Source organism: Actinomycetospora flava (assembly GCF_037400335.1).
Classification (GTDB): domain Bacteria; phylum Actinomycetota; class Actinomycetes; order Mycobacteriales; family Pseudonocardiaceae; genus Actinomycetospora; species Actinomycetospora flava.
Genome location: NZ_JBBEGM010000018.1, coordinates 54,325 through 76,706, shown reverse-complemented (window position 1 = coordinate 76,706; position 22,382 = coordinate 54,325). Strand labels below are relative to the sequence as shown.

Genomic DNA, 22,382 nt, shown 5'->3' with positions numbered 1-22,382 from the left:
TTGTCCGGAACCCCACCTGCGGCACACGCGGCCCGGGCATGATGGCGCGCGTGCGGGGATCGGTGCGGGCGCTGGTCGTGACGTGTGCGGTGCTGGCCGTGCTGGTCACGACGGCCTGCGCGTTCCCCGTCGACGGGCGCGCGATCGCCGGGCCCGAGGTCAGCGCGGGCGTCGACCCGTCGTTCATCGGCGGCACGAACGGCGGCGAGGAGGACCGGCTGGCCGCGGCCACCCTGCGCGACCTCGAGGGCTACTGGGGCCGCGAGCTCCCCCAGGTCTCCGGCGGGCAGCCGTTCCGCCCGCTGGCGGGCTACTTCTCGGTCGACCCGCGCAACCGCGCGGGCGCCGCGAACGTGCCCTGCCTGCAGAACCCGCAGGAGGTGCAGGGCACGGCGTTCTACTGCCCCAGCGCGGACATCATCGCGTGGGACCGCGGCGAGCTCCTGCCGCAGCTGCGCCGCGACTTCGGCGACTCGGCGGTGGTCGTCGTGCTCTCCCACGAGTTCGGGCACGCGATCCAGGGCCGCCTCGACCGCACCGGCGCACTGCGGGGTGCGCCGACGATCCTGCTCGAGGCGCAGGCCGACTGCTACGCGGGCGTGTTCCTGCGCCAGGTGCGCGACGGCGGGCTGCCCGACCTGCGCACGGGCGCGACCGGCATCGACGGCGCGATGGGCGCGCTGATCGGGTTCCGCGACCCGGTGGGCACCTCGCCGCGCAACGCCCAGGCGCACGGCAACGCGTTCGACCGCGTCTCGTCGTTCCAGGACGGCTTCGACGGCACGCCGGCGGTGTGCGGGGCGATCGGGCGCGACCGGGTGTTCACCCAGCAGTCGTTCCGGTCGCAGGCCGACGAGAGCTCCGGGGGCAACCTGGGGCTCTCGCCGCTGATCGAGGCGATGGTCCCCGACCTCGACCGCTGGTTCGGCGGCGAGGTCCGGCAGCGCGGCGGGCAGTGGGCGCCGCTGGGCACCGAGCGCGGCCCGGCGCAGTGCCCGGACGCCGACGGCCCGGTGCAGGGCCAGGTCGCCTGGTGCGGGCCGGGCGACGGGACGCCCGCCGCGGTGCACATCGACACCGGCGGCACCCTCGCCGCCGACCACGCCCGCATCGGCGACTACGCCACCGGCACGCTGCTCGCGTCCCGCTTCGGCACCGCGGCGCTCGCCGCCCTCAACCGCCCGACCACCGGCGCCGAGGGCGGGCGCGCCGCGCTCTGCCTCGCCGGCGCCTACAGCGCGGCGGTCGGCACGGGCAACAGCGGCTTCGCCCTGTCCCCCGGCGACCTCGACGAGTCGGTGACGCTGCTCCTGCGCGAGGACGACGCCTCCCGCGGCACCGACGGCGTCGCCGCCGCGGGCACCGGCTACGAACGCATCCGGGTCTTCCGCGCCGGCGTCACCGGCGGCACCGACGCCTGCCTGCGGGGCGTCTGAAGGACCTAGTACAGCGCGCGGGCCAGGGCCCGGCGGGCCGTGGTGACGCGCTCGTCGTCGGTGCCGAAGAGCTCGAACAGCTCGACGAGGTGGGTGCGGGCGCGGTCGCGATCGTCGCCGCCGGTGCGGGCCACGGTCTGCACGAGCCGGTCGAACGCCCCGGTGACGTCCTGCGCGGCGATCTGGGCGTCGGCCGCCGCGATCTGCGCGTCGACGTCGTCGGGGGCCGCGTCGGCACGGGCGATCGCGGACGGGTCCGCCGACTCCGCGCGCTCGAGGAACTTCACCTGCGCCAGCGCGGCCTGGGCCTCGGCGTGGTTCGGCTCGGCGGCGAGGATCGCCTCGTAGGCGGCGGCCGCCCCGGCGTAGTCGCCCTGCTCGAGGGCCTCCTCGGCCGCGACGATCCGCGGGTCCTCGGGCTCCTCGACGGGCTCGGTACCGCCCTCCGCCCCGGCGCGCGCCTCGGCCTCGGCGATCCCGGGCATCTGCTCGCGCAGCGCGTCGAGCAGCTGGCCGATCCACTCCCGCAGCTGCGGCTCGGGCTGGGCGCCCTGGAAGGACGTGACGGGCTGGCCGCCGGCGACCACGACCACCATCGGGATCGACTGCACCTGGAACGCCTGCGAGATGCGCGGGTTCGCGTCGACGTCGATCTTCGCGAGCACCCACGCGCCCCCGCCCTCGGCGGCGAGCTTCTCGAGCACCGGCGACAGCTGCTTGCACGGCTGGCACCACTCGGCCCAGAGGTCGACGACCACCGGGATGGTCATCGACCGGTCGATGACCTCGGACTGGAACGTCGCCTCGGTGACGTCGACGACGGTGGCCGGCGCGCCGGCCGGGGCGGCGCCGTCGACCGGCGGGCCCGCCGGGCTCGGCGTGCCGCCCGGCGACGCCTGGGGCCGGGCCTCGGCCCGGGCCTTCAGGCCGGACAGGTCGACGGCTCCGGCCATCGCGGAGGAGAGTGCCGCGGCCTGCGCCGCCTGGCGGGAATCGGGACGTGCCACGTGCCCAAGTCTGCCACTTGCGTGATGCGCGCGACTCAGCGCTGCAACCGCTCCTCCACGCGGGCGACCTTGGCCTGCATCTGCCCGGTGTGGCCGGGGCGGATGTCGGCCTTGAGCACGAGCGAGACCCGCGAGCCGTAGCGCCCGGCCGCCTCGGTGGCGCGGCGCACGACGTCCATGACCTCGTCCCACTCGCCCTCGATCGAGGTGAACATCGACGAGGTCTCGTGCGGCAGGCCGGACTCGCGCACGACGCGGACCGCCGCCGCGACCGCCTCGGACACCGACCCGTCGTCGGCCGGGGACCCGTCGACGCCGACACCGGACGGGGACACGCTGAACGCCACGATCACGAGCACCAGCCTGCCACGCGGGCTTTGTTAGATTCGCCCATGTCATGACCGCTTCCACGCCGCTGCCGTTCGACCCGATCGCGCGGGCCGCGTCGCTGTGGCACGAGCGGATCGGCGAGCCGCGGGCGATGGCCGCCGTCACGAGCATCATGCGCGTCCAGCAGATCCTCCAGCAGGCCGTGGACTCCGCGCTGCGCCCGCACGGGCTGACGTTCGCGCGGTACGAGGCGCTGGTGCTGCTGCGGTTCGCGCGGGCCGGGTCGCTGCCCATGCGGATCATGGGCGAGCGGCTGCAGCTGCACCCGACGTCGATCACCAACATCGTCGACCGGCTGCAGGCCTCCGACCTCGTGGTCCGGCGCCCGCACCCCACCGACGGCCGCACGACGCTCGTGGAGATCACCGAGGCCGGCCGGGAGCGGTGCGCGGCGGCGACGGCGTCGGTGACGGCGATCGACTTCGGGCTCGTGGGTCTCGACGACGAGCAGACCCAGGCGCTGACCGACCTCCTCGCCCGCGTGCGTCACGCCGCCGGCGACTTCGCCTGAGCGCGCGGCAGCACCCCGCCCTCCAGGTGGCGGACCTCGTCGACGAGGTCGAGGCCCTCGCCCCGGTGGGCGAGCAGGACGACGGTCCGGCCCGTGGACGCGTCCAGGAGGTCGGCGACCAGCGCCCGGGCCGTGGCGGGGTCGAGGCCCTCGGTGGGCTCGTCGAGCACGAGCACGGCCGGGTCGACGAGCAGCGCGCGGGCGGCGGCGAGCCGGCGGCGCTCGCCGCCGGAGATCGACGCGGTGCCGAGCCAGGTGTCGAGGCCGCCGGGCAGCCCGGCGAACCACGCGCCGAGCCGGACCCGCGCGAGGACGGCGAGGAGGTCGGCGTCGGTGGCCTCCGGGGCCGCGAAGCGCAGGTTCTCGCGCAGGGTGGTGGCGAAGACGTGGTCGTGCTCGCCGACGAGCGCCACGGCGCGGCGCCAGACGTCGCCGGTGACCGTGGTGGCGTCGACGCCGCCGAGGGTCACCGTGCCGCCGCGGGGGTCGAGCAGGCGGAGCAGCACGGCGGCGAGCGTCGACTTGCCCGAGCCCGACGCCCCGGTGATCCCGAGGCGGTGGCCGGCGGGCAGGTCGAGGTCGAGCCCGCGCAGGGCCGGCTCGTCACCCCAGCCGACGGTGACGTGGTGGAGGTGGAGGTCCCGCCGGGCCGGCGATTGCGTGTGCTCGGGCTCGCGGGCCGGGGGCGCCGGCGACTCCAGGGCGGCGAGGCGGGCGCGCGCCCGCCGGCCGCGGACCACCGCCGCGGCCGCCGCCGGCAGGGCGAGCACGGTCTCGCCGAGCGCCAGCGGTGCGAGCACGGCGACGGCGGCGAGCTCCGGTGACGTGCTCGCCGGCGCGGCCAGCGCCGCCGCGACCGACGCCGCGCCGAGCCCCAGCTGCGCGAGCGCGATCGCGACGGCCCCGCCGGAGGCCTCGCGGCGACGGGCCCGGGCGAGCCGCGCGGCCGTGGTCCGCGGACGTGCGTGGAGGGCTCCCCGGGCGGCGAGCTCGTCGCGGGCGGCGTGGGTCTCGACGACGGCGGCGCGCAGGTCGTCGGTCGCCCCCTCCACGCCGGGGGCGCTCCGCCGGGCGGCGAGGGCGGCGGCCAGCGGGGCACCGATCACCGCCAGCGCCAGCCCGGGCAGCAGCGCTGTCGCGAGGGGTGGGCTCGCGAGCGCGGTGACGCCGAGCAGCACCGGCAGCGCGAGCGCCGCGACGGCGAGCGGCAGCACCCCGCGGACGAGCCCGTCGAGGCGGACGTCGACGTCGTCGGTCACCCGGGCGAGCAGGTGGCCCCGGCGCCCGGCGACGGCCCCGGGCACCCGCTCCGCGAGCGCCGCGATCACCTGCCGGCGCCACCGCACCATCCGCGCCAGCCCGTCGGCGTGCGCGGCGACCCGCTCGAGGTAGCGCAGCACCGGGCGCAGGATCGCGAACCCGCGCACCGCCACCACGGCGATCGACAGCGTGAGGATCGGCGGCTGCGCGGCGGCGCGCGCGATCAGCCAGGCCGCCGACGCTGTCAGCGCGACGCCCGCCACCGCCGCCCCGGCCCCGAGCACCACGGCCGCGCCGAGCCCGGGCCGGCGTGGTCTGCGAGCGAGGGACTCCCTCGCTGCCTGGGACGCAGCCAGGGAGCCCCTCGCGCCACCGGGGGCGGCGTCGGGGTGTGGCGCGAGGGCGTCGTTCGCTGCCTGGCGCGCAGTCAGGGGGTCCCTCGCGGCATCGGGCGCGCCCAGCTCCACGACCCGGTCTGCGGCGTCGCGCAGGGCCGGGCGGTGGGCGACGGCGAGCACGAGCGCGCCCCGACCCGCCAGCGCCCGGAGCTCGGCGACGACGGTCTGCTCGGTGTCGGGGTCGAGGTGCGCGGTGGGCTCGTCGAGCAGCACGACGGTGCTCGCGGGGTCGGCCTCCGCATCACCCAGCACCGCGGCGAGCGCCAGGCGGCGCCGCTGCCCCGACGACAGCGAGCGCCCGGCCTCGGCGAGCGGCAGCGACGGGTCGAGCGGGAGCCCCAGGCGGCGCAGCAGGTCCGGCGAGCCTGCGCCCAGCGCCTCGCCCACCGTCGTGGCGTGCGGGAGCTGCGGGTGCTGGCCGAGCACGAGGAGCCGCCCGCGCACGTCGACCGATCCCGAGGACGCGGCGGCGTCGTCCAACGTCCCGGCCAGCGCGCGCAGCAGCGTCGTCTTGCCGGCCCCGGACGGCCCGGCGACGACGACCAGCTCGCCGCCCGAGGCCTCCAGCGACGGCAGCGCCGGCGTCGCGTTGCGCCGGCCCGGGTGCCGCACCGCCAGCTCCCGCACCACGACGCCCGCCGGCCCCGCCGTCACCGCACGCGCCAGGGACGTGCGAGGAGCCGTCGAGAACAGCGCATCCCGCTCGTCCAGCACCGCCGTCGCCCGCGCGTTGTCGTGGAACCGCGCCCCGGCCTCGCGCAGCGGGCGGTGCGCCTCGCCGGCGAGCAGGATCGCCACGAGCGCCGGGTACAGCGCCATCGCGCCCTCGACCAGCCGCACCCCGGCCCCGACCGCGACCAGCCCCACCGCCAGCGTCCCGAGCAGCTCCAGGGCGGCCGACGACAGGAACACCACCCGCAGCACGCGCGTCGAGGCGTCCCGGTGCCGTTCCCCCAGCTCGGAGACCGACGCCACGGCCCGGGGACCGCGCCCGAACAGCCGCAGCGTCGCGAGCCCCGCGACCGTGTCGAGGAAGTGCCCGGCGAGCCGCTCCCCCGCCGCCCACTCCCGCCGGGCGCGGGCCCGCGCCGCCCACCCGAGCAGCACCGCGAACACCGGCACCAGCGGCAGCGTCACCGCCACCACCAGCGCCGACGTCGGGTCGGCGAGCGCCAGCACCACCAGCACGGCGGGCGGGAGCACCACCGCCAGCACGAGCGCCGGCAGCGTCCCGGTGAACCAGCCGCGCAGGGCGTCGACCCCGTGCGAGGCCAGCGGCACGACGGCGGGGGCGTCGTCGCGGGAGAGGCGGCCGAGCAGCCGCTCGCGCTCGCGCTCGACGACCTGCTCGCCGGTCCGCGCGGCCAGCACGGGCTCCACCCACGCCAGGACCGCCCGCACCACGACCACGAGGGCCAGCACCGCCACGGCGGGGACGGGCACGACGCCCGGGCCCACCACCAGCGCCGTCACCACGCTCGCCGCCGCCAGGGCCGCCGCGACCGTCGAGGCCGCCTGCAGCACCCCGACCACCACGAGCCCGGCGACGCCCTTCCACGCCCCGCGGGCCAGCACCAGCAGGCGCCGGTCCATCACGACGCCACCCGTTCGCTCGCGACCCGCCGCCGGAACACCCAGTACGAGAAGGCCTGGTACGCGACGACCCCGGGCAGCACGACCACCGCCGCGATCGTGATCAGCTCCAGCGCGCCGGGGCTCGCCGCGGCGCCGGCCACGGTCAGCGAGAACGCCGGGTCCAGCGTGCTCGGCAGCACCACCGGCAGGTGCGCCGCGAGCACCGCGACGACCCCGAGCGCCACCGCGACCGACGCCGCGGCGAACGCGAGGACCTCGCGGCGCAGCGCCACGAGCGCGCCCACCACGGCCACCGCCACCAGCCCGACCGGCGCCACGAGGGCGACGAGCACCGCGACCGGCACCAGCGTCACCAGGGCGGCGGTGCGCGCCCGCGGGCGCAGCGGGCCGGTCGTGCGCAGCCCCAGGAACGTCGCGCCCTGCAGCAGCGCCGCCCCGACGCCGAGCGCGGCCCCGAGCAGCGCCGGCCCCGACACCAGTGGCGCGAGCGACCGGCTCAGTCCGCCGCCGACGACCTCCCCGTCGGCCCCGAGCGCGAGCCCCGTCGCCAGCACCCCGAGCACCGCGCCCCACAGCGCCGCGACCAGCAGCGACGACGCCGCGAGCACCCCGTCGCACCACCGCCGGAAGGCCTCGGTCCCGCCCTTGCCCCGGAACTCCAGGGCCACCCCGCGGGCCGCCAGCACGAGCAGGATCAGCACGAACGGCAGGTAGAGCCCGCTCATCAGCGCCGCGTACCAGTCGGGGAACGCCGCGAACGTCACCCCGACCGCGGCCACGAGCCACACCTCGTTGCCGTCCCACACCGGGCCGATGGTCGAGACGCCGGCGCCGCGCTCGTGGTCGTCGCGGCCCAGCGCCGAGGCCAGCACGCCGACGCCGAAGTCGAACCCCTCCAGCACGAAGAACAGCACCCAGCAGGTGATCGCGAGGGCGAACCACAGGGTCGGGAGATCCATGACCAGCCTCCGCTAGTACGACGGGACGAGGGGACGCTCGGGCTCGCTGTCGTCGGGGACGGGCACGGGATCGGAGCCCGCCGTGCGGGCCACGCGCAGCACGAGCCGCACCCACACCACCGCGAGCACGCCGTAGACCAGCGCGAACCCGGCCAGCGACGCCGCCAGCTCGATCGGTGTCAGCCCCGGCGACACCCCGTCGGCGGTGCGGAACAGGCCGAACACGAGCCAGGGCTGGCGCGCGGTCTCGGTGAACAGCCAGCCCGCGGTGGCGGCGAGCGCCGGCATCACCGGCACCGTCCACAGCAGGCGCAGCAGCCACCGGTCCACGACGTGGGCGTCGTCCAGCGCGCGGTCCCGCCGCGTCCGCCACAGCACCCACGCCGCGACGACCGTCGCGAGCACCCCGAAGCCGATCATGAAGCGGAAGCTCCAGTAGGCCATCGGGACGACCGGGACGTAGTCGCCCGGTCCGAACTGGGCGGTGTACTGCGCCTGCAGGTCGTCGATGCCCTGCACGGTCGCGGTCGGGTCGCCGGTGGCGAGGAACGACAGCAGCCACGGCACGTCGAGCGAGAAGAACGGCCCCTTGGCCCCCGGCGCGCCCACCGCGAACAGCGAGAACGGCGCCCCGGCCTGCGTCGCGTACAGGGCCTCGGCCGCGGCCATCTTCATCGGCTGCACCTCGGTCATGACCTTGCCCAGCAGGTCGCCGGTGAGGGCGACGGCGGCGCCGGCCGCGGCCGTCGTCCACGCCCCGACGCGGGTGAACAGGCGCCAGCGCCCGTCCGGGTCGCCGCGCCGCATCCGGTAGGCGCCGATCGCGAGCAGCAGCGCCCCGCCGCCGGCGAACGCGCCGGCGATCGTGTGCGGGAAGGCGGCGAGGACGACCTGGTTGGTGAGCAGGTCGGCGAAGCTGCCCAGGCGGGCCCGCCCGGTGCCGGGGTCGAGCGTGTAGGCGACGGGGTTCTGCATGAACGCGTTGGCCGCGAGGATCACGTAGGCGGAGATCAGCGTACCGATCGCCACGATCCAGATCGTCGCGAGGTGCAGCGCGGGGCGCAGGCGGTCGGCGCCGAACCACCACAGCCCCAGGAACGTCGCCTCGAGGAAGAACGCGAGCATCCCCTCGATCGCGAGCGTGGGACCGAAGACGTCGCCGTAGAAGCGGGCGAACGCCGACCACGAGAGCCCGAACTGGAACTCCTGGACGAGCCCGGTGACGATCCCGACCGCGAACGTGATCATCAGCAGCTTGCCCGCGACCAGCGTCAACCGCTGCCACCGCACATCGCCGGTGCCGCCGTCCGCCTCCGGCGCAGCAGCTCCGCGCCGCTTCGTGCTGCGGTACGCCAGCGTCTGCAGCAGCGCCGTCAGCGTCGCCAGCGAGATCGACAGCGGGACGAACAGGTAGTGGTACACGGTCACGACCGCGAACTGCAGTCGGGACAGCTCCAGTGCGGTCACGACGACCCTCCCACCTACGACGCAGCGTCGTATCTACGACCAAGCGTAGTACGACGGCTTGCGTTGGCAAGGGGGAAGGTCGCTAGGATGAGGGACGTGGCCCTGGGAGAGCTCGAGCGCGCGGTGATGGCGCAGCTGTGGGCCGCTCCGGCGCCCCTGACCGTCCGCGAGGTGCACGACCGGCTCGAGCGCGAGCTGGCCTACACCACGGTGATGACCGTCCTCGGCCGCCTGGCCAAGAAGGGCGTGGTCAGCCAGGAGAGGGACGGCAAGGCCTACCGCTACTCGGCGGCGTCGACCCGCGAGCAGCTGGCCGCATCGATCATGCTCGACGCGCTGGGCGACGTCGGCGAGGACCGCACGGCCGCCCTGGTGGCGTTCGTCGACCAGGTGGGCCCCGAGGAGGCGGCCGCCCTGCGCGCGGCGCTCCAGGCCGCGCCCCCCGCGGCCGCACCCGTCGTCCCGGAGGTCCCCCACCCCCGGATCGACGGCGAGGAAGGCGCCCCCGAGTCGTGATCTCGGACCGGAACTGATGGTCCAGCTCCGCTGCGCTTCGTGTCCAGCGCCGCCAGACTGACCCCATGGCGTCGGTGTGGCTGGCCGCGCTGGCCCTCGTGCTGGCGGGCCCCGTCCCCTCGATGCTCGCCCGCGCCCGCTGGCCCCAGCGCGTGCCCCGCGCCGCCATCGTGCTGTGGCAGGCGATCGCGCTGGCCGCCGTGCTGGCCGCCGTCGGCAGCGCCCTCGCCGCGCCCGAGGAGCTCCTGCGCGCGCTGGGCCCCGAGGAGCGCCGGGGCACGCCGATGGTCGTCGCCGTGGCGATCGCCGCCGTGCTCGCCGGGCTCATCGTCCTGCGGCTGCTCGGCGTGCTGGTGCTGCTCGCGGTGCGCACCCGCCGGCGCCGGGCGCGCCACCGGGACATGGTCGACCTGCTCGACCGCGCCGAGCGCAGCGCGCTGATCGGCGGCGGGTCCGGGGCGAAGTCGGTGCTGCGGGTGCTCGACGGCGCCGTCCCGTTCGCCTACTGCGTGCCGGGCCGGGCGCCGCGGGTCGTCGTCACCGGGGCCGCCCTCGACACCCTCGACCCCGAGGAGCTGCGCGCCGTCCTCGCCCACGAGCAGGCGCACCTCGACGCGCGCCACGACCTCGTCCGCGAGGGCTTCGTCGCCCTGCACCAGGCCTTCCCCGTGCTCGCGCGCAGCCGCCAGGCGCGCGACGCGGTCGGGATGCTGCTGGAGATGCTCGCCGACGACGCCGCGCGCGCCCGCTGCTCGGACACCGCGATGGCCGGCGCCCTCGAGGCGTTCGGCGCCACCGGGGACCGCGAGGTCAACGCCCGCCTGGAGCGCGTGCGCTCCCACCCCTGCGGCAGCCGCACCCTCGCGACCGGCACCTACCTCGCCGCGCTCGCGGTCGTCGTCGTGCCGACCGTCGCCGTCGTCATCCCCTGGCTCTCCGTGGCGCTGCCCGCCGCCGGGGTCCTGAGGTAGCTCAGCCCCGCACCGAGGACACGACCTCGTCGGCGGCGGCGTAGGGGTCGAGCTCGCCCGCGACGACGCGTTCGGCCAGCTCGCCCAGCGCCGCGTCGCCGGACAGCTCCCGGATCCGCGCCCGCAGGTCGGCCAGGGCGATCGCCTCGATCTCGGCGCGCGCCCGGCGGCGGGCACCCTCGGCGAGGCGGTCGTGGTCGGCGAGCCAGGCGCGGTGGTCGTCGAGGGCGCCGACGAGGTCGTCGACCCCCTGCCCCGAGGAGGCCACCGTCCGGACCACCGGCGGGCGCCACGCCGGGCCCGACATCTCCCGGCGATTCAGCGACACCATGTGCTGCAGCTCCCGCACCGTGGCGTCGGCGCCGTCCCGGTCGGCCTTGTTCACCACGAACACGTCGCCGACCTCGAGGATCCCCGCCTTCGCCGCCTGGACACCGTCGCCCATCCCGGGGGCGAGGAGCACGACCGTCGTGTCGGCCAGGGCGACGACCTCGACCTCCGACTGGCCCACCCCCACCGTCTCGATCAGGATCACGTCGCAGCCGGCGGCGTCCAGCACCCGCAGCGCCTGCGGCGTCGCGGCGGCGAGACCGCCGAGGTGGCCGCGGGTGGCCATCGATCGGATGAACACGCCCGGGTCGGTCGCGTGCTCGCTCATCCGGACCCGGTCGCCGAGCAGCGCCCCGCCCGAGAACGGCGAGCTCGGGTCGACGGCGAGGACGCCGACACGCCTGCCGTCGGCGCGCAGGGCGCTGACCAGCGCGGACGTCGTCGTCGACTTGCCGACCCCGGGCGAACCGGTCAGCCCCACCACCCGCGCGTGACCCGTGTGCGGCGCCAGGGCCGCCGCGAGCTCGCGCAGCCGCGGACTCCCGTCCTCCACCAGCGAGACGAGCCGCGACACCGCCCGGGGCGTCCCGTCCCGCGCGTCGGCGACCAGCTTCTCCAGGTCCACGGCGCGGCAGGCTACCGATGGCGGGCCCCCCGAGTGGGTGCTTGGGAAACCGAGCGTGCCATGCGTCACGCAGCGGACACTTCGATTCAGATGGTTACCCTGCCCGCCATGGCATCGAACGGGGCTTCCGACGACCTGGCCGCGAGCGGGATCACCACGATCGACCACGTGGGGATCGCCGTACCCGACCTCGACGCCGCGATCACCTGGTACGCCGAGAACCTGGGACTCGTGGCCACCCACCAGGAGGTCAACGAGGAGCAGGGGGTCCGGGAGGCGATGCTCCACGCCCCGGGCGACGAGAGCGGACCGGCGGTGCAGCTCCTCGCCCCCGTCGACGAGACGTCGACGATCGCCAAGTTCATCGACCGCAACGGCCCCGGCCTGCAGCAGGTGGCCTACCGCGTCACGGACGTCGAGCAGAGCGCCGAGGTCCTGCGCGGCAAGGGCCTGCGCCTGCTCTACGACGCCCCGCGCCGCGGCACCGCGGGCTCGCGCGTGAACTTCGTGCACCCCAAGGACGCCGGTGGCGTCCTCGTCGAGCTCGTCGAGCCCGCCGACGGCCACTAGGACGCCGACCCCCTCACACCCCGGTCCCCAGGACCGTTACCGGTCGGTAGCCTCGCGCCACCGCACCACACCCGGAGGCAGAACGTGCAGGACATCCGCGACGCCATCCTCGCCGACGACACCGCCGCCGTGGCCGGACTGAAGGTGCCCGAGTCGTACCGGGGCATCACCGTCCACGCCGACGAGGCCGACATGTTCGAAGGGATGGCCTCGAACGAGAAGGACCCGCGCAAGTCGCTGCACCTCGACGACGTGCCCACCCCCGAGGTGGCGCCCGGCGAGGCGCTGGTGGCCGTGATGGCCAGCGCCATCAACTACAACACCGTGTGGACCTCGATCTTCGAGCCGGTGTCGACGTTCAGCTTCCTCAAGCGCTACGGCAAGATCTCGCCGCTGGCCAAGCGCCACGACCTGCCCTACCACGTGGTCGGCTCCGACCTGGCCGGCGTCGTGATCAAGACCGGCGAGGGCGTGCACACCTGGAAGCCCGGCGACAAGGTCGTCGCGCACTGCCTCTCGGTCGAGCTCGAGGCCCCCGACGGCCACGACGACACGATGATGGACCCCGAGCAGCGCATCTGGGGCTTCGAGACCAACTTCGGCGGGCTCGCCGAGCTGGCGCTGGTGAAGACCAACCAGCTCATGCCCAAGCCCGACCACCTGACCTGGGAGGAGGCCGCCTCCCCCGGGCTGGTGAACTCCACCGCGTACCGCCAGCTGGTCAGCGCCAACGGCGCCAACATGACCCAGGGCGACGTCGTGCTCATCTGGGGCGCCTCCGGCGGCCTGGGCTCCTACGCCACCCAGTTCGCCCTCAACGGCGGCGCCACCCCGGTCTGCGTGGTCTCCAGCCCCGAGAAGGCCGAGATCGCCCGCAAGATGGGCGCCGAGCTGATCATCGACCGCTCCGCCGAGGGCTACAAGTTCTGGTCCGACCCCGAGACCCAGGACCCGCGCGAGTGGAAGCGGTTCGGCCAGAAGATCCGTGAGCTCACCGGCGGCGACGACCCGGACATCGTCTTCGAGCACCCGGGCCGCGAGACCTTCGGCGCCTCGGTCTACGTCGCCAAGCGCGGCGGCACGATCGTCACCTGCGCCTCGACCTCCGGGTTCATGCACCAGTACGACAACCGCTACCTCTGGATGAACCTCAAGCGGATCATCGGGTCGCACTTCGCGAACTACAAGGAGGCCTACCTGGCGAACCGCCTGGTGGCCCAGGGCGCGATCCACCCGACCGTCTCGCGGGTCTACTCCCTGGAGCAGACCGGCGAGGCCGCCAACGACGTGCACCACAACAGCCACCAGGGCAAGGTCGGCGTGCTCGGCCTCGCCCCGGAGGAGGGCCTGGGCGTCACGAACACCGAGAAGCGCGCCCAGCACCTGGACGCCATCAACCGCTTCCGGGGCGTCTGATCAACAGCGCTACGATCCACGGACGGGTGAGCGCGACACACTCACCCGTCCGTGGAGCACCCTGCGTCACGCCGGTACCGTGACCGGCATGCCGTCCGACGAGCACGAGCTGTTGCCGCTGGGGACCGGCTTCGACGTCGTGCGCCGCGGGTACGACCGCGGGCAGGTCGAGGAGCACCTCGACCGCGTCGAGGCGGACCTGCGGATCCTCACCGCCGACCGCGACGCCGCCGTGGCCCAGGCCACCGAGCTCGCCCGGGCGCTCGACCACCACCGCGCGCACGTCGAGGATCTGCGCGCGCAGGTCGACCGGCTCTCGGCCCCGCCGGACACCATGGAGGGCCTCTCCGAGCGCCTGCAGCGCATGCTGCGCCTCGCCCAGGACGAGACCCGCTCGATGCGCGACGAGGCAGCCGACGCGGCCCGGCGCATCCGCGAGGAGGCCGACGAGTACGCGCGGCGCACCATGAACGGCGCCGACGAGCACGCCCGCAAGACGGCCGCCGAGGCCGAGCAGCGGGCGCGTCGCACCGTCGAGCAGGCCGAGGAGCAGGCGCGCGGCACGCTGGAGGAGGCCCGCGCCCAGGCCCGGGAGATCCACGAGCGCGCCGAGGCCGAGGCCGACCAGGCCCGCCACCGCTACGACGACGGGCTCGCCGACAACGAGCGCCGGCGCCACGCGATGGAGGACGAGCACCACGGCGTCATGGACGCCGCGCGCACCGAGGCCGCCCGCCTGCGCCGGGAGGCCGAGCAGGAGCGCGACCGTCTCGACACCGAGGGCCGCGCGTCGCGCGAGCAGGTCGAGAACGACTTCGCGGTCGCGATGGCCGCTCGGCGCCGCGAAGCGATGCGCCAGCTCGAGGCCGACGAGAAGGCGTCGAAGGAGCGGGCCGACAAGCACGTCCAGGACGCCGCCGAGGAGGCCCGCCGGCGCCTGCGCGAGGCCGATGCCGAGGTCGCCGACATGAAGCGCCTGCGCGACCGGGTCGGCCAGCAGCTGTCCTCGCTGCGCCAGGCGCTCGGCGCGCTGCCCACCGTCGACTCCTTCCCCGACGAGAAGGCCGGCGACGGCCGCCCGGTGCTGCCGGACCCGCCGGCGACCAGCAACGGGCACGACACGGAGTCGGGGGACCTCGGCGGCGCCAGCGCGCCCGAGCAGCGCAGCGCGGCGCCCTCCCGGTAGTCAGCGCCGCCGGCGCCAGCAGCCGGTGTGCCAGTGCCTGCGCTCGCCCGTCCCCTCCATCTCGTCGGCAGGCCACGCCACCACGTGCGGCGTGCCCGGCGGGATGTCCTGGTGGCAGCCCGGGCAGACGTAGGTCTTGGTCGCCGCGGAGCCGCTGATCGAGCGCACGCGCCAGCCGTCCTCGTCGCGCACCCAGCCGCCCCGCAGCGGCGGAGGCGCCGCGGGGGGCTGGGAGCGACGGGAGCGGCGGACCACGCCTACTTCTTCGAGTAGTCCCGGAAACCCTGGCCGGTCTTGCGGCCGAGACGCCCGGCGGTGACCAGGTGCTCGAGCAGCGGCGCCGGGGCGAAGCCCGGGACGCGGAATTCCATGTACAGCGAGCGCTCGATCGCCAGCGACACGTCCAGCCCGACGACGTCGAGCAGCGCGAACGGCCCCATCGGCAGGCCACAGCCGTTCTTCATGGCCGAGTCGATGTCGTCGGCCGTGGCGTAGTTCGCCTCGAGCATCGCGGTCGCGTCGTTGAGGTACGGGAAGAGCAGCGCGTTGACGATGAAGCCCGCGCGGTCCCCGCAGAGCACCGGGTGCTTGCCGATCTTCGCCGTCACGGCGCGCACCGTCGACGTCACGTCCGGCGCGGTGGTGATCGGGCTGACGATCTCCACCAGCTTCATCACCGAGGCGGGGTTGAAGAAGTGCATGCCGACGACGTCGTCGGGACGCTGCGTGGCCGCCGCGCACTCGACCACCGGCAGCGACGAGGTCGTCGTCGCGAGGATCGCGCCCTTCTTGACGACGTCGTCGAGCGCGCCGAACACGGCCTGCTTGACCTCGAGGTCCTCGGCGACGGCCTCGACGACGAGGTCGCAGTCGGCGAGGTCGTCGAACGTCGTGGTGGGGCGGACGCGGGCGAGGGTCTCGTCGCGGGCGCCCTCGGTGAGCTTGCCCTTGACGACGGCCTTCTCCAGCGACTTGCGGATGCCGGCGACGACGCCCTCGCCCTTGGCCTCCGTGCGGGCGCGGACGATCACCTGGTAGCCGCTCTTCGCGAACACCTCGGCGATGCCCGTGGCCATCGTGCCGGTGCCGACGACGCCGACGGTGGAGACCGGGCGCTGGTCGCCGCCCTCCTCGCCGGGCGGCGGCGGGGTCAGCGAGTCCGCGACGACCTCGGGCGACCCGGGGGCGGCGTAGGTGTAGAAGCCGCGCCCGGACTTCCGGCCGAGCAGCCCGGCGGTGATCATCTGCTTGAGGATCGGGGCCGGCGCGTGCCGCTGGTTGCGCGACTGCCGGTACATCGTGTCGAGGATCTCGTAGGCCGTGTCGAGGCCGATGAGGTCCATGAGGGCCAGCGGGCCCATCGGGTAGCCGCAGCCGTAGCGCATGGCGGCGTCGAGGTCCTCGCGCCCGGCGTAGTGGGACTCGAACATCCCGACGGCCTGGTTGAGGTAGGTGAAGAGCAGGTTGTTGGCGATGAAGCCGGCGCGGTCGCCGCACACCACCGGGCTCTTGCCGAGCTTGACCGCGAGGCCGGTGACGTCGGAGAGCACCTCGGGGTCGGTGACGACCGTGCGCACGACCTCGACCAGCGCCTGCACCGGCGCCGGGTTGAAGAAGTGCATCCCGACGACCTGCTGCGGGCGCTCGGTGCGCACCGAGAGCTCGGTGATCGACAGCGACGAGGTGTTCGACGCGAAGATCGTCTCGGGGCCGCAGACCTTGCTCAGCGCCGCGAAGACCTCGGCCTTGAGCTCGAGGCGCTCGGGCACGGCCTCCACGACGAGGTCGACGTCGGCGAGGTCGTCCAGGTCGGTGCTGATCCGCACCCGCCCCAGCAGCGCCTCGCGGTCGTCGGCGGCCAGCTTCGAGCGGTCGACGGCCCGCTGGGTCGACGCCTCGAGGGTCTCGCGGCCCTTGCCGGCCGACGCCTCGTCGACCTCCACCGCCACGACCTCGATGCCGCCCCGGGCGAACACCTCGACGATGCCGGCTCCCATCGTGCCGAGACCGACCACTCCGACCCGGGCGAATTCGCGCGCCACGTGGAGACCTTCCTGCCGACGACCAGTGTCAGTAACTCTGTCCCGGGGAAGGCTCTCACCTGCCCCGGGGCGCGATCCTGCCATGGTCGGCGATGTCTCACCCGGGTCCGACGGACGGGTTCGTACCAGCGGGTAACTTGACCGTTCCGGTAGGTCGGGGCGACCGACGGGCCAGGAGCAGGCCCCCGACCACGGCCGCGAGGGCGAACGCGCCCGCCGCGACCCAGAACCCGGCGGCGATCCCGGACGGCGCCGCGGTCCGGCCCGGCAGGTCGTCGTCCGCGGCGATCACCACCGCGCCGATGACCGCGATCCCCAGCGTGCCGCCGAGCTGGCGCACGGTCTGCACGACGCCGGAGGCCTGGGTGCGCTCGGTGGCGCCGACGCGGGAGAGCGCATCGGTGTTGGTCGGCGAGAGCGTCAGGCCGAGACCGAGGCCGACCAGCGCCATGCCGGGGGTCTGCAGGGCGTAGTCGAGGCCCGGCAGCGCGAGCAGCCACACGACCGTGCCGACCGCGCAGAGGACGAGCCCCGTGAGGACGGGGCCGCGCACGCCGGAACGGTCGTACCAGCGGCCGCCGACCTGGGCGGCCACGGTCAGCGGCAGGATCAGCGGCAGCACCGCGAGCCCGGCCTGCATCGGCCCGAACGCCAGCAGCTCCTGCAGGTAGATCGAGCTGTAGAGCACGATCCCGAGCAGCCCGAACTGGACGAACGCCATGACGGCGGAGTCCCCCGTGAAGGCGCGGTCGCCGAACAGCCGCACGTGGATGAGCGGGTCCGACGCGCGCACCTGCCGGACGACGAACCACGCGGTGGCCGCCACCCCGGCGACGAGCAGCACCAGCACCCCGGCCGACAGCCCGACGGCACCCGCGGCCTGGATCGCGAACGTGGTGACGGCGAGGCCCGCGACGACCAGCACGACGTCGAGCGGGCGCACGGTGGTGCCGGGGACCCGCTCGGCCGGGACCGGCGCGATCGCCACGAGCACGAGCGTCGCGATGCCGACCGGCACGTTGAGGAAGAACACCGCGCGCCAGGACACGTACTCGGTGAGCAGCCCGCCGATCAGCGGCCCGAGCGCCACGAACACCTGGCTGATGCCGGCGTAGATCGCCATCGCGCGGCCGCGCTCGCTCGGCCCGAACGCGGCGATGACGATCGCCGCGGACACCGGCACCATCAGCGCCGCGCCCGCCCCCTGCAGCGTCCGGCACGCGATGATCGTCGCCTCGCCGGCGGGACCCGCCGGCGCGAGCCCGCACCCCACCGAGGCCAGGAAGAACAGCGTCACCCCGGAGCGGAACGCCCGCCGCGGGCCGAGCAGGTCCGCGGCCTTGCCCCCGAGGGCGACCAGCGCGGCGAGGGCGAGCACGTAGGCGTTGACCACCCACTGCTGCGCGCCCGGGCTCAGCGACAGCTCGCGGCCCATCGTCGGCAGCGCCACCGACACGACCGTCTGGTCGAGCATGATCATCGACAGCGAGCCGGTCATGGCGACCAGCACGAGCCACCGTTTCGCGTCCACCCCAGCCGGCTCCGTCCTGGCCGCGCTCACCGGTCGCGCCCGCGCAGCTTCCAGCCGGCCATCGCGGCGGCCGCGGGCAGGAGCGCGAGACCGTGCGGCATCCCGGCGACCGGCGCGGGGTTCTCCTGCTCCGGGCGGGACCAAGCCCGGTCGCCCTCCCCGCGGGCCGGGTGCAGCCCGATCGCCGCGAGCAGGTTGACCGACATCATCCCGGTGAAGACGGGGTTCGGGTTCGGCCCGCCACCCCCGATCTCGGCGAGCCGTGCCGTGATGTCGTCGACGAAGCGCTTGGGGTCGACGGGCTCGCGGGCGTCGGTCACCTCGAGCGCGGCCTGCTGCAGCGCGACGGCCTGGTCGAGCATCTCGTCGAGGTGCGCGACGGCGTCGGGACCGCGCCGGACCGTGGCGTCGTGGGCCTGGGTCACGGTGGTGACCGCGCCCTCGCCGACCGCCGTGGCGACGGCCCCGAGCACCGAGTGCAGCTTGAGCTGGTCGGCGTCCGGCATCGCCCCGCAGCCGCCGTTGGCCTCGTCGCCGAGGTGGACCAGCGCGCTGTCGCGCAGGTGCACCACCACGTGGCCCGCGGTGTGGCCCTGGCTGCGCAGCACCCGGACCGCGCCGTCGGCGAACGACCAGCCGGTCATCCGCACCGAGCCCAGCGACAGGCGCTCGAGCGGGCGCTCCTCGTAGGCCCGGGTCGTGGCCCCGAAGGGGTGCATCGGCTGGAAGAGCGAGACCACCTTCCTCGCCGACAGCGCCGGGGGCGCGGGCAGCGGGGCGACGCCGCTGATGCCGGCGAAGGCGTGCTCCCAGTAGCTCACCGGGTCGCGCATCTGCTCGAGGTCGCGCGCCGGGGCCCAGTGCTCCGCGGGCACCCCGCGCTCGGCCGCGAGCTCGTCGACGAGGTCGTTGTTGCCGACGTGGTCGGTGTGCCCGTGCGTGGTGAGCAGGAGCAGCCGCGACCACGGCCCGACGCGGTCGACGGCGCCCTTGAGCGCCGCGCGGAACGCCTCGGTGACCCCCGTGTCGACGAGCACGAGGACGTCGCCGGCGCGGTGCACGAGCGCGTGGCCCACGTCGGGCTGCTCGTGGGCGACGTCGAGCTCCTGGCCGGTGACCAGGACGGTGCGGTCGTCGATCGCGACGACGGTGCCGAGAGGGGTCTCGGTCACGGGCTCTCCTCGAGGGTGCGCGGGGGGACGTTGTGGTTGATCCGGAAGACGTTGGCCGGGTCCCGGGTCGTCTTGACCGCGACGAGGCGGTCCCACGTGGCGGTGTCGAACGCGGCGCGCACGTCGGACGCGGAGACGTGCGCCCCGGCGAGGAAGTTGACCAGCGCGCCGCCGTCGCTCCAGGGGCCGAGGTCGTCGAGGAGGGCCTGCTCGGCGGCGGTGTCGGAGGTGTTCGGGCCCGTCGGGTGCGGGTGGGCGGTGGTGTAGACGGTGGCCGCGGCGTCGCGGTGGCCCACCGCGTTCGCCACTGCCGGCGGGCGGGCGAGCGCCCCGCCCATCAGGCGCAGCTCGACGAGGAACGGGGCGTCGGGGCCGGCGTGGCGCAGGATCGCGGCGAGGGCGTCCTCGTCGAGGCGGTGCAGGGCGAGCGAGCGGCTGTTGGTCGCCAGCGGCGTCACGGGGTCGTTGTGGATCGTGCCGATGTCGGTGACGGGCATCGTGCGGATCGTGTCGACCAGCGGGGCCGCCGCGGCGCGCACCGGGGCGATGACGTCCTCGCACTTTCCCGAATCTCCCGACGAGCAGACCCGCACGTCGGCGCACCAGAGCCCGCGCAGCGCCGCCGGCACCGCGGGCACGTCCGGGAAGGTCATGAGCGCGACGGAGAGGGTTACCTCGTCGGGGGCGGCGCGCCCGGCCGCGAGCAGGGCCGTGAGCACCGGCTCCGCGTCCTCGCCCGGGAAGAAGAGCCCGCCGCCGTACACCTCGCGCAGCGGGACGAGGTCGATCTCCATGCGGGTGACGACGCCGACGTTGCCCCCGCCGCCGCGCAGCGCCCAGAACAGGTCGGGGTGCTCGTCGGCGGTCGCCGTCCGCGCGACGCCGTCGGCGGTGACCACCTCGAGGCGGCGCACGTGGTCGGCCGCGAAGCCCCAGCGCCGCCCGAGCTCGCCGAGCCCGCCGCCGAGGGTGTACGAGACGGCGCCGACCCCGGGCGCAGACCCGAGCAGCGGCGCGAGGCCGTGCGGCGCGACCGCGGGCAGCACGTGCTCCCAGGTCGCCCCGGCCTCGATCCACGCCGTGCGGGCGACCGGGTCGACGCGGACCCCGTCCATCCGCCGGGTGGTGATCAGCAGGGTGTCGTCGCCGGCCGGGACCGTGGGGCCGTGCCCGGTCGCCTGCACCCCCACGGCGAGGCCCCGCGCCGTGGCGTGGCGGACGGCGGCGAGGACGTCCGCCGCGCCGGCGGCGCCGACGACGACCGCGGGGTGCGGGCGCACCGACAGGTCGAACCCGGCGAGCTCGGCGTCGTAGCCGTCGTCCCCGGGACGCAGGACGGGGCCCGCGACCCGGTCGAGATCCTCCGCCACACCGGTGAGCCTGGCAAAGCACCCACCCGCGGCGGTAGATCGAGTCGCGTGATCGGGTGGCTGCGGGGTGTCAGCCCCGAGATCGGCCCCGAGATCAGCTCCGGCGGCCGTACAGCACGCTGACCAGGCGCGCGAGCACCTTCACGACCCAGCCGGGGCGGTCGAAGGTCATGACGTTGACGCTGCGGAAGCGGCGCTCGGAGATCGCGAGCGGGCGGGTGAACTCGCGCAGCCCGTCGACGCCGTGGATGCGCCCGAAGCCCGAGTCGCCGACGCCGCCGAAGGGCAGCGACGGGATCCCGGCGAAGGCGATGACGCCGTTGACCGACACCATCCCGGCCCGCAGGCGGCGCGCGACGTCGTGGCCGCGCTTCTTCGCGAACACCGAGGCGCCGAGCCCGTAGCGCGAGGCGTTGGCCCGATCGACGGCCTCGTCGATGTCGCGGACGCGGTTGACGACGACCGTCGGGCCGAACGTCTCGTCGGTGACCGCGGTCGAGTCCTCGGGCACGTCGGCGAGCACCACCGGGTCGACGTAGGGCGCGCGCACCGACTCGCGCCCGCCGACGACGGCGCGCCCGCCGCGGGTGAGGGCGTCGTCGATCTGCCCGGAGATCACGCCGAGCTGGGAGGGCATGGTGATCGGCCCGTACTGCGAGTCCGGCGCCCCGCCGGGGGTGATGGTGGCGGCCCGGCGCGCGACCCGGTCGAGCAGGTCCTCGGCGACCGCGTCGACCACGTAGACGCGCTCGACGCCGACGCAGGTCTGGCCGGCGTTGGACATCGAGCCCCAGACCACGGCCGCGGCGGCGTCGTCCAGGTCGGCGTCGGCGTCGATGAGCAGGGCGTCCTTGCCGCCGCACTCGACGAGCACCGGGGTCAGCGTCTCGGCGCAGGTGGCCATGACCTTCTTGGCGGTGGCCGTCGAGCCGGTGAACGCGACCTTGTCCACGCCCGCGCGGCACAGCGCGGCACCGGTCTCGCCCTCGCCGGTGACCAGCTGGAACACCGCGTCCTCGCCGACGGCCTCGGCGAAGGTGTCGACGAGCCACTTCCCGACGCCCGGGGTGAGCTCGCTGGGCTTGAACACGACCGTGTTGCCCGCGGCGAGCGCGTAGGCGATGGACCCCATCGGCGTGAACACCGGGTAGTTCCAGGGCCCGAGCACGCCGACGACGCCGAGCGCCGGGTACTCGACGGTGGCCTTGTGGTTGATCATCAGCAGGCCCGCGGCGGCGTTGCGGGGCCCGAGCACCTTCTCCGCGTGCGTGGCGGCCCAGTGCAGGTGGTCGAGCGCGAGGATGCCCTCGATGCGCGCGTCGTCGAGCGGCTTGCCGGTCTCGCGGCTGACGACGGCGGCGAGCTCCTCGCGGCGCCGGTCGATCAGCTGGCGCCAGGCCGCGAGCTTGTGCGACCGCCCGCGGAACCCGAGATCGGTCCACCACCGCGATGCCCGCTTCGCCCGCGCGACCGTGGCCTCGACCTGCTCGGGCGTGTGCCGCGGGTAGGACGCGATCACCTCGCCGGAGCGGGGGTCGAGGGAGTCGAAGGCGTCACGCTGAGGGGCCGCGGGCACCGTCCCCGCGTCGCGGGTGCTCGTCATGCCGCGAATCTACGCACCAGTAGCGG

Annotated in this window: 19 protein-coding genes; 7 read left to right on the top strand and 12 right to left on the bottom strand. The window is 75.3% G+C overall.

Annotated elements, in window-relative coordinates:
* Positions 1 to 41: 41 nt before the first annotated feature.
* On the top strand, positions 42 to 1,436 hold the full coding sequence (locus WCD58_RS30285; RefSeq protein WP_373696313.1) for a neutral zinc metallopeptidase: 1,395 nt from the start codon (positions 42 to 44) through the stop codon (positions 1,434 to 1,436).
* A 5-nt stretch (positions 1,437 to 1,441) separates the two neighbouring features.
* Here WCD58_RS30285 and WCD58_RS30280 read toward each other — a convergent pair whose 3' ends face one another.
* Entirely contained in the window at positions 1,442 to 2,389 is a 948-nt protein-coding gene (locus tag WCD58_RS30280; protein WP_337706881.1) for a tetratricopeptide repeat protein, read from the bottom strand.
* Positions 2,390 to 2,478: 89 nt separating this feature from the next.
* Positions 2,479 to 2,796: a thiamine-binding protein gene (locus tag WCD58_RS30275; protein WP_337706848.1), complete on the bottom strand. Its 318-nt coding sequence runs from the start codon at positions 2,794 to 2,796 to the stop codon at positions 2,479 to 2,481.
* A 44-nt stretch (positions 2,797 to 2,840) separates the two neighbouring features.
* Between WCD58_RS30275 and WCD58_RS30270 the strand changes: the two genes are divergently transcribed.
* Positions 2,841 to 3,344 (top strand): MarR family winged helix-turn-helix transcriptional regulator, encoded by a 504-nt coding sequence (locus WCD58_RS30270; protein ID WP_337706847.1) that lies wholly within the window; start codon positions 2,841 to 2,843, stop codon positions 3,342 to 3,344.
* On the opposite strand, the gene cydC is transcribed toward WCD58_RS30270, so the two are convergent.
* The 3 genes from cydC to WCD58_RS30255 are packed head-to-tail and all read right to left on the bottom strand — an operon-like array spanning position 3,320 to position 9,024.
* The gene (cydC, locus tag WCD58_RS30265) at positions 3,320 to 6,595 is read right to left on the bottom strand and encodes a thiol reductant ABC exporter subunit CydC (RefSeq protein WP_337706880.1); all 3,276 of its coding nucleotides are present in this window, start codon (positions 6,593 to 6,595) and stop codon (positions 3,320 to 3,322) included. The genes WCD58_RS30270 and cydC overlap by 25 nt on opposite strands.
* On the bottom strand, positions 6,595 to 7,557 hold the full coding sequence (cydB, locus tag WCD58_RS30260; RefSeq protein ID WP_337706846.1) for a cytochrome d ubiquinol oxidase subunit II: 963 nt from the start codon (positions 7,555 to 7,557) through the stop codon (positions 6,595 to 6,597). The genes cydC and cydB overlap by 1 nt, the downstream gene beginning before the upstream one ends.
* 12 nt (positions 7,558 to 7,569) lie before the next feature.
* Positions 7,570 to 9,024, bottom strand: coding sequence for a cytochrome ubiquinol oxidase subunit I (locus WCD58_RS30255; protein ID WP_337706845.1), 1,455 nt, complete (start codon positions 9,022 to 9,024; stop codon positions 7,570 to 7,572).
* 87 nt (positions 9,025 to 9,111) lie between these two features.
* On the opposite strand from WCD58_RS30255, the gene WCD58_RS30250 reads away from it, so the two are divergent.
* On the top strand, positions 9,112 to 9,540 hold the full coding sequence (locus WCD58_RS30250) for a BlaI/MecI/CopY family transcriptional regulator (RefSeq protein WP_337706844.1): 429 nt from the start codon (positions 9,112 to 9,114) through the stop codon (positions 9,538 to 9,540).
* A 65-nt stretch (positions 9,541 to 9,605) separates the two neighbouring features.
* Positions 9,606 to 10,511, top strand: a complete 906-nt coding sequence (locus tag WCD58_RS30245; protein WP_337706843.1) for a M56 family metallopeptidase — start codon at positions 9,606 to 9,608, stop codon at positions 10,509 to 10,511.
* Between the two features lies 1 nt (position 10,512).
* On the opposite strand, the gene meaB is transcribed toward WCD58_RS30245, so the two are convergent.
* Positions 10,513 to 11,466, bottom strand: coding sequence for a methylmalonyl Co-A mutase-associated GTPase MeaB (meaB, locus tag WCD58_RS30240; protein WP_337706842.1), 954 nt, complete (start codon positions 11,464 to 11,466; stop codon positions 10,513 to 10,515).
* Positions 11,467 to 11,574: 108 nt separating this feature from the next.
* On the opposite strand from meaB, the gene mce reads away from it, so the two are divergent.
* The 3 genes from mce to WCD58_RS30225 all read left to right on the top strand — a co-directional run bounded on the left by mce (position 11,575) and on the right by WCD58_RS30225 (position 14,638).
* Complete coding sequence (gene mce, locus WCD58_RS30235) at positions 11,575 to 12,036, top strand: methylmalonyl-CoA epimerase (protein ID WP_337706841.1); 462 nt, start codon at positions 11,575 to 11,577, stop codon at positions 12,034 to 12,036.
* A gap of 84 nt (positions 12,037 to 12,120) precedes the next feature.
* Positions 12,121 to 13,452, top strand: coding sequence for a crotonyl-CoA carboxylase/reductase (ccrA, locus tag WCD58_RS30230; RefSeq protein WP_337706840.1), 1,332 nt, complete (start codon positions 12,121 to 12,123; stop codon positions 13,450 to 13,452).
* An 88-nt stretch (positions 13,453 to 13,540) separates the two neighbouring features.
* A complete protein-coding gene (locus WCD58_RS30225; protein ID WP_337706839.1) occupies positions 13,541 to 14,638 on the top strand; it encodes a DivIVA domain-containing protein in 1,098 nt (365 codons plus the stop codon).
* Here WCD58_RS30225 and WCD58_RS30220 read toward each other — a convergent pair whose 3' ends face one another.
* From WCD58_RS30220 to WCD58_RS30195, 6 genes are all read right to left on the bottom strand, one after another.
* The gene (locus tag WCD58_RS30220) at positions 14,639 to 14,893 is read right to left on the bottom strand and encodes an Rv1322 family protein (protein WP_337706838.1); all 255 of its coding nucleotides are present in this window, start codon (positions 14,891 to 14,893) and stop codon (positions 14,639 to 14,641) included.
* A 2-nt stretch (positions 14,894 to 14,895) separates the two neighbouring features.
* Positions 14,896 to 16,680, bottom strand: a complete 1,785-nt coding sequence (locus tag WCD58_RS30215; protein WP_337706837.1) for a 3-hydroxyacyl-CoA dehydrogenase family protein — start codon at positions 16,678 to 16,680, stop codon at positions 14,896 to 14,898.
* 97 nt (positions 16,681 to 16,777) lie between these two features.
* Complete coding sequence (locus tag WCD58_RS30210; protein WP_337706836.1) at positions 16,778 to 18,211, bottom strand: MFS transporter; 1,434 nt, start codon at positions 18,209 to 18,211, stop codon at positions 16,778 to 16,780.
* A 26-nt stretch (positions 18,212 to 18,237) separates the two neighbouring features.
* Positions 18,238 to 19,383, bottom strand: a complete 1,146-nt coding sequence (locus WCD58_RS30205) for an MBL fold metallo-hydrolase (protein WP_337706835.1) — start codon at positions 19,381 to 19,383, stop codon at positions 18,238 to 18,240.
* Positions 19,380 to 20,753, bottom strand: coding sequence for an FAD-binding oxidoreductase (locus WCD58_RS30200; RefSeq protein WP_337706834.1), 1,374 nt, complete (start codon positions 20,751 to 20,753; stop codon positions 19,380 to 19,382). The genes WCD58_RS30205 and WCD58_RS30200 overlap by 4 nt, the downstream gene beginning before the upstream one ends.
* Positions 20,754 to 20,847: 94 nt before the next feature.
* On the bottom strand, positions 20,848 to 22,356 hold the full coding sequence (locus WCD58_RS30195) for an aldehyde dehydrogenase family protein (protein WP_337706833.1): 1,509 nt from the start codon (positions 22,354 to 22,356) through the stop codon (positions 20,848 to 20,850).
* Between the last annotated feature and the right edge of the window lie 26 nt (positions 22,357 to 22,382).

Coding starts and splice junctions, on each gene's coding strand:
- WCD58_RS30245 (WP_337706843.1), top strand. CDS start 9,606: ATGGCGTCGGTGTGGCTGGCCGCGCTGGCCCTCGTGCTGGCGGGCCCC.
- mce (WP_337706841.1), top strand. CDS start 11,575: ATGGCATCGAACGGGGCTTCCGACGACCTGGCCGCGAGCGGGATCACC.
- WCD58_RS30270 (WP_337706847.1), top strand. CDS start 2,841: ATGACCGCTTCCACGCCGCTGCCGTTCGACCCGATCGCGCGGGCCGCG.
- WCD58_RS30225 (WP_337706839.1), top strand. CDS start 13,541: ATGCCGTCCGACGAGCACGAGCTGTTGCCGCTGGGGACCGGCTTCGAC.
- WCD58_RS30280 (WP_337706881.1), bottom strand. CDS start 2,389: ATGGCCGGAGCCGTCGACCTGTCCGGCCTGAAGGCCCGGGCCGAGGCC.
- WCD58_RS30195 (WP_337706833.1), bottom strand. CDS start 22,356: ATGACGAGCACCCGCGACGCGGGGACGGTGCCCGCGGCCCCTCAGCGT.
- cydC (WP_337706880.1), bottom strand. CDS start 6,595: ATGGACCGGCGCCTGCTGGTGCTGGCCCGCGGGGCGTGGAAGGGCGTC.
- WCD58_RS30285 (WP_373696313.1), top strand. CDS start 42: ATGGCGCGCGTGCGGGGATCGGTGCGGGCGCTGGTCGTGACGTGTGCG.
- WCD58_RS30250 (WP_337706844.1), top strand. CDS start 9,112: ATGAGGGACGTGGCCCTGGGAGAGCTCGAGCGCGCGGTGATGGCGCAG.
- cydB (WP_337706846.1), bottom strand. CDS start 7,557: ATGGATCTCCCGACCCTGTGGTTCGCCCTCGCGATCACCTGCTGGGTG.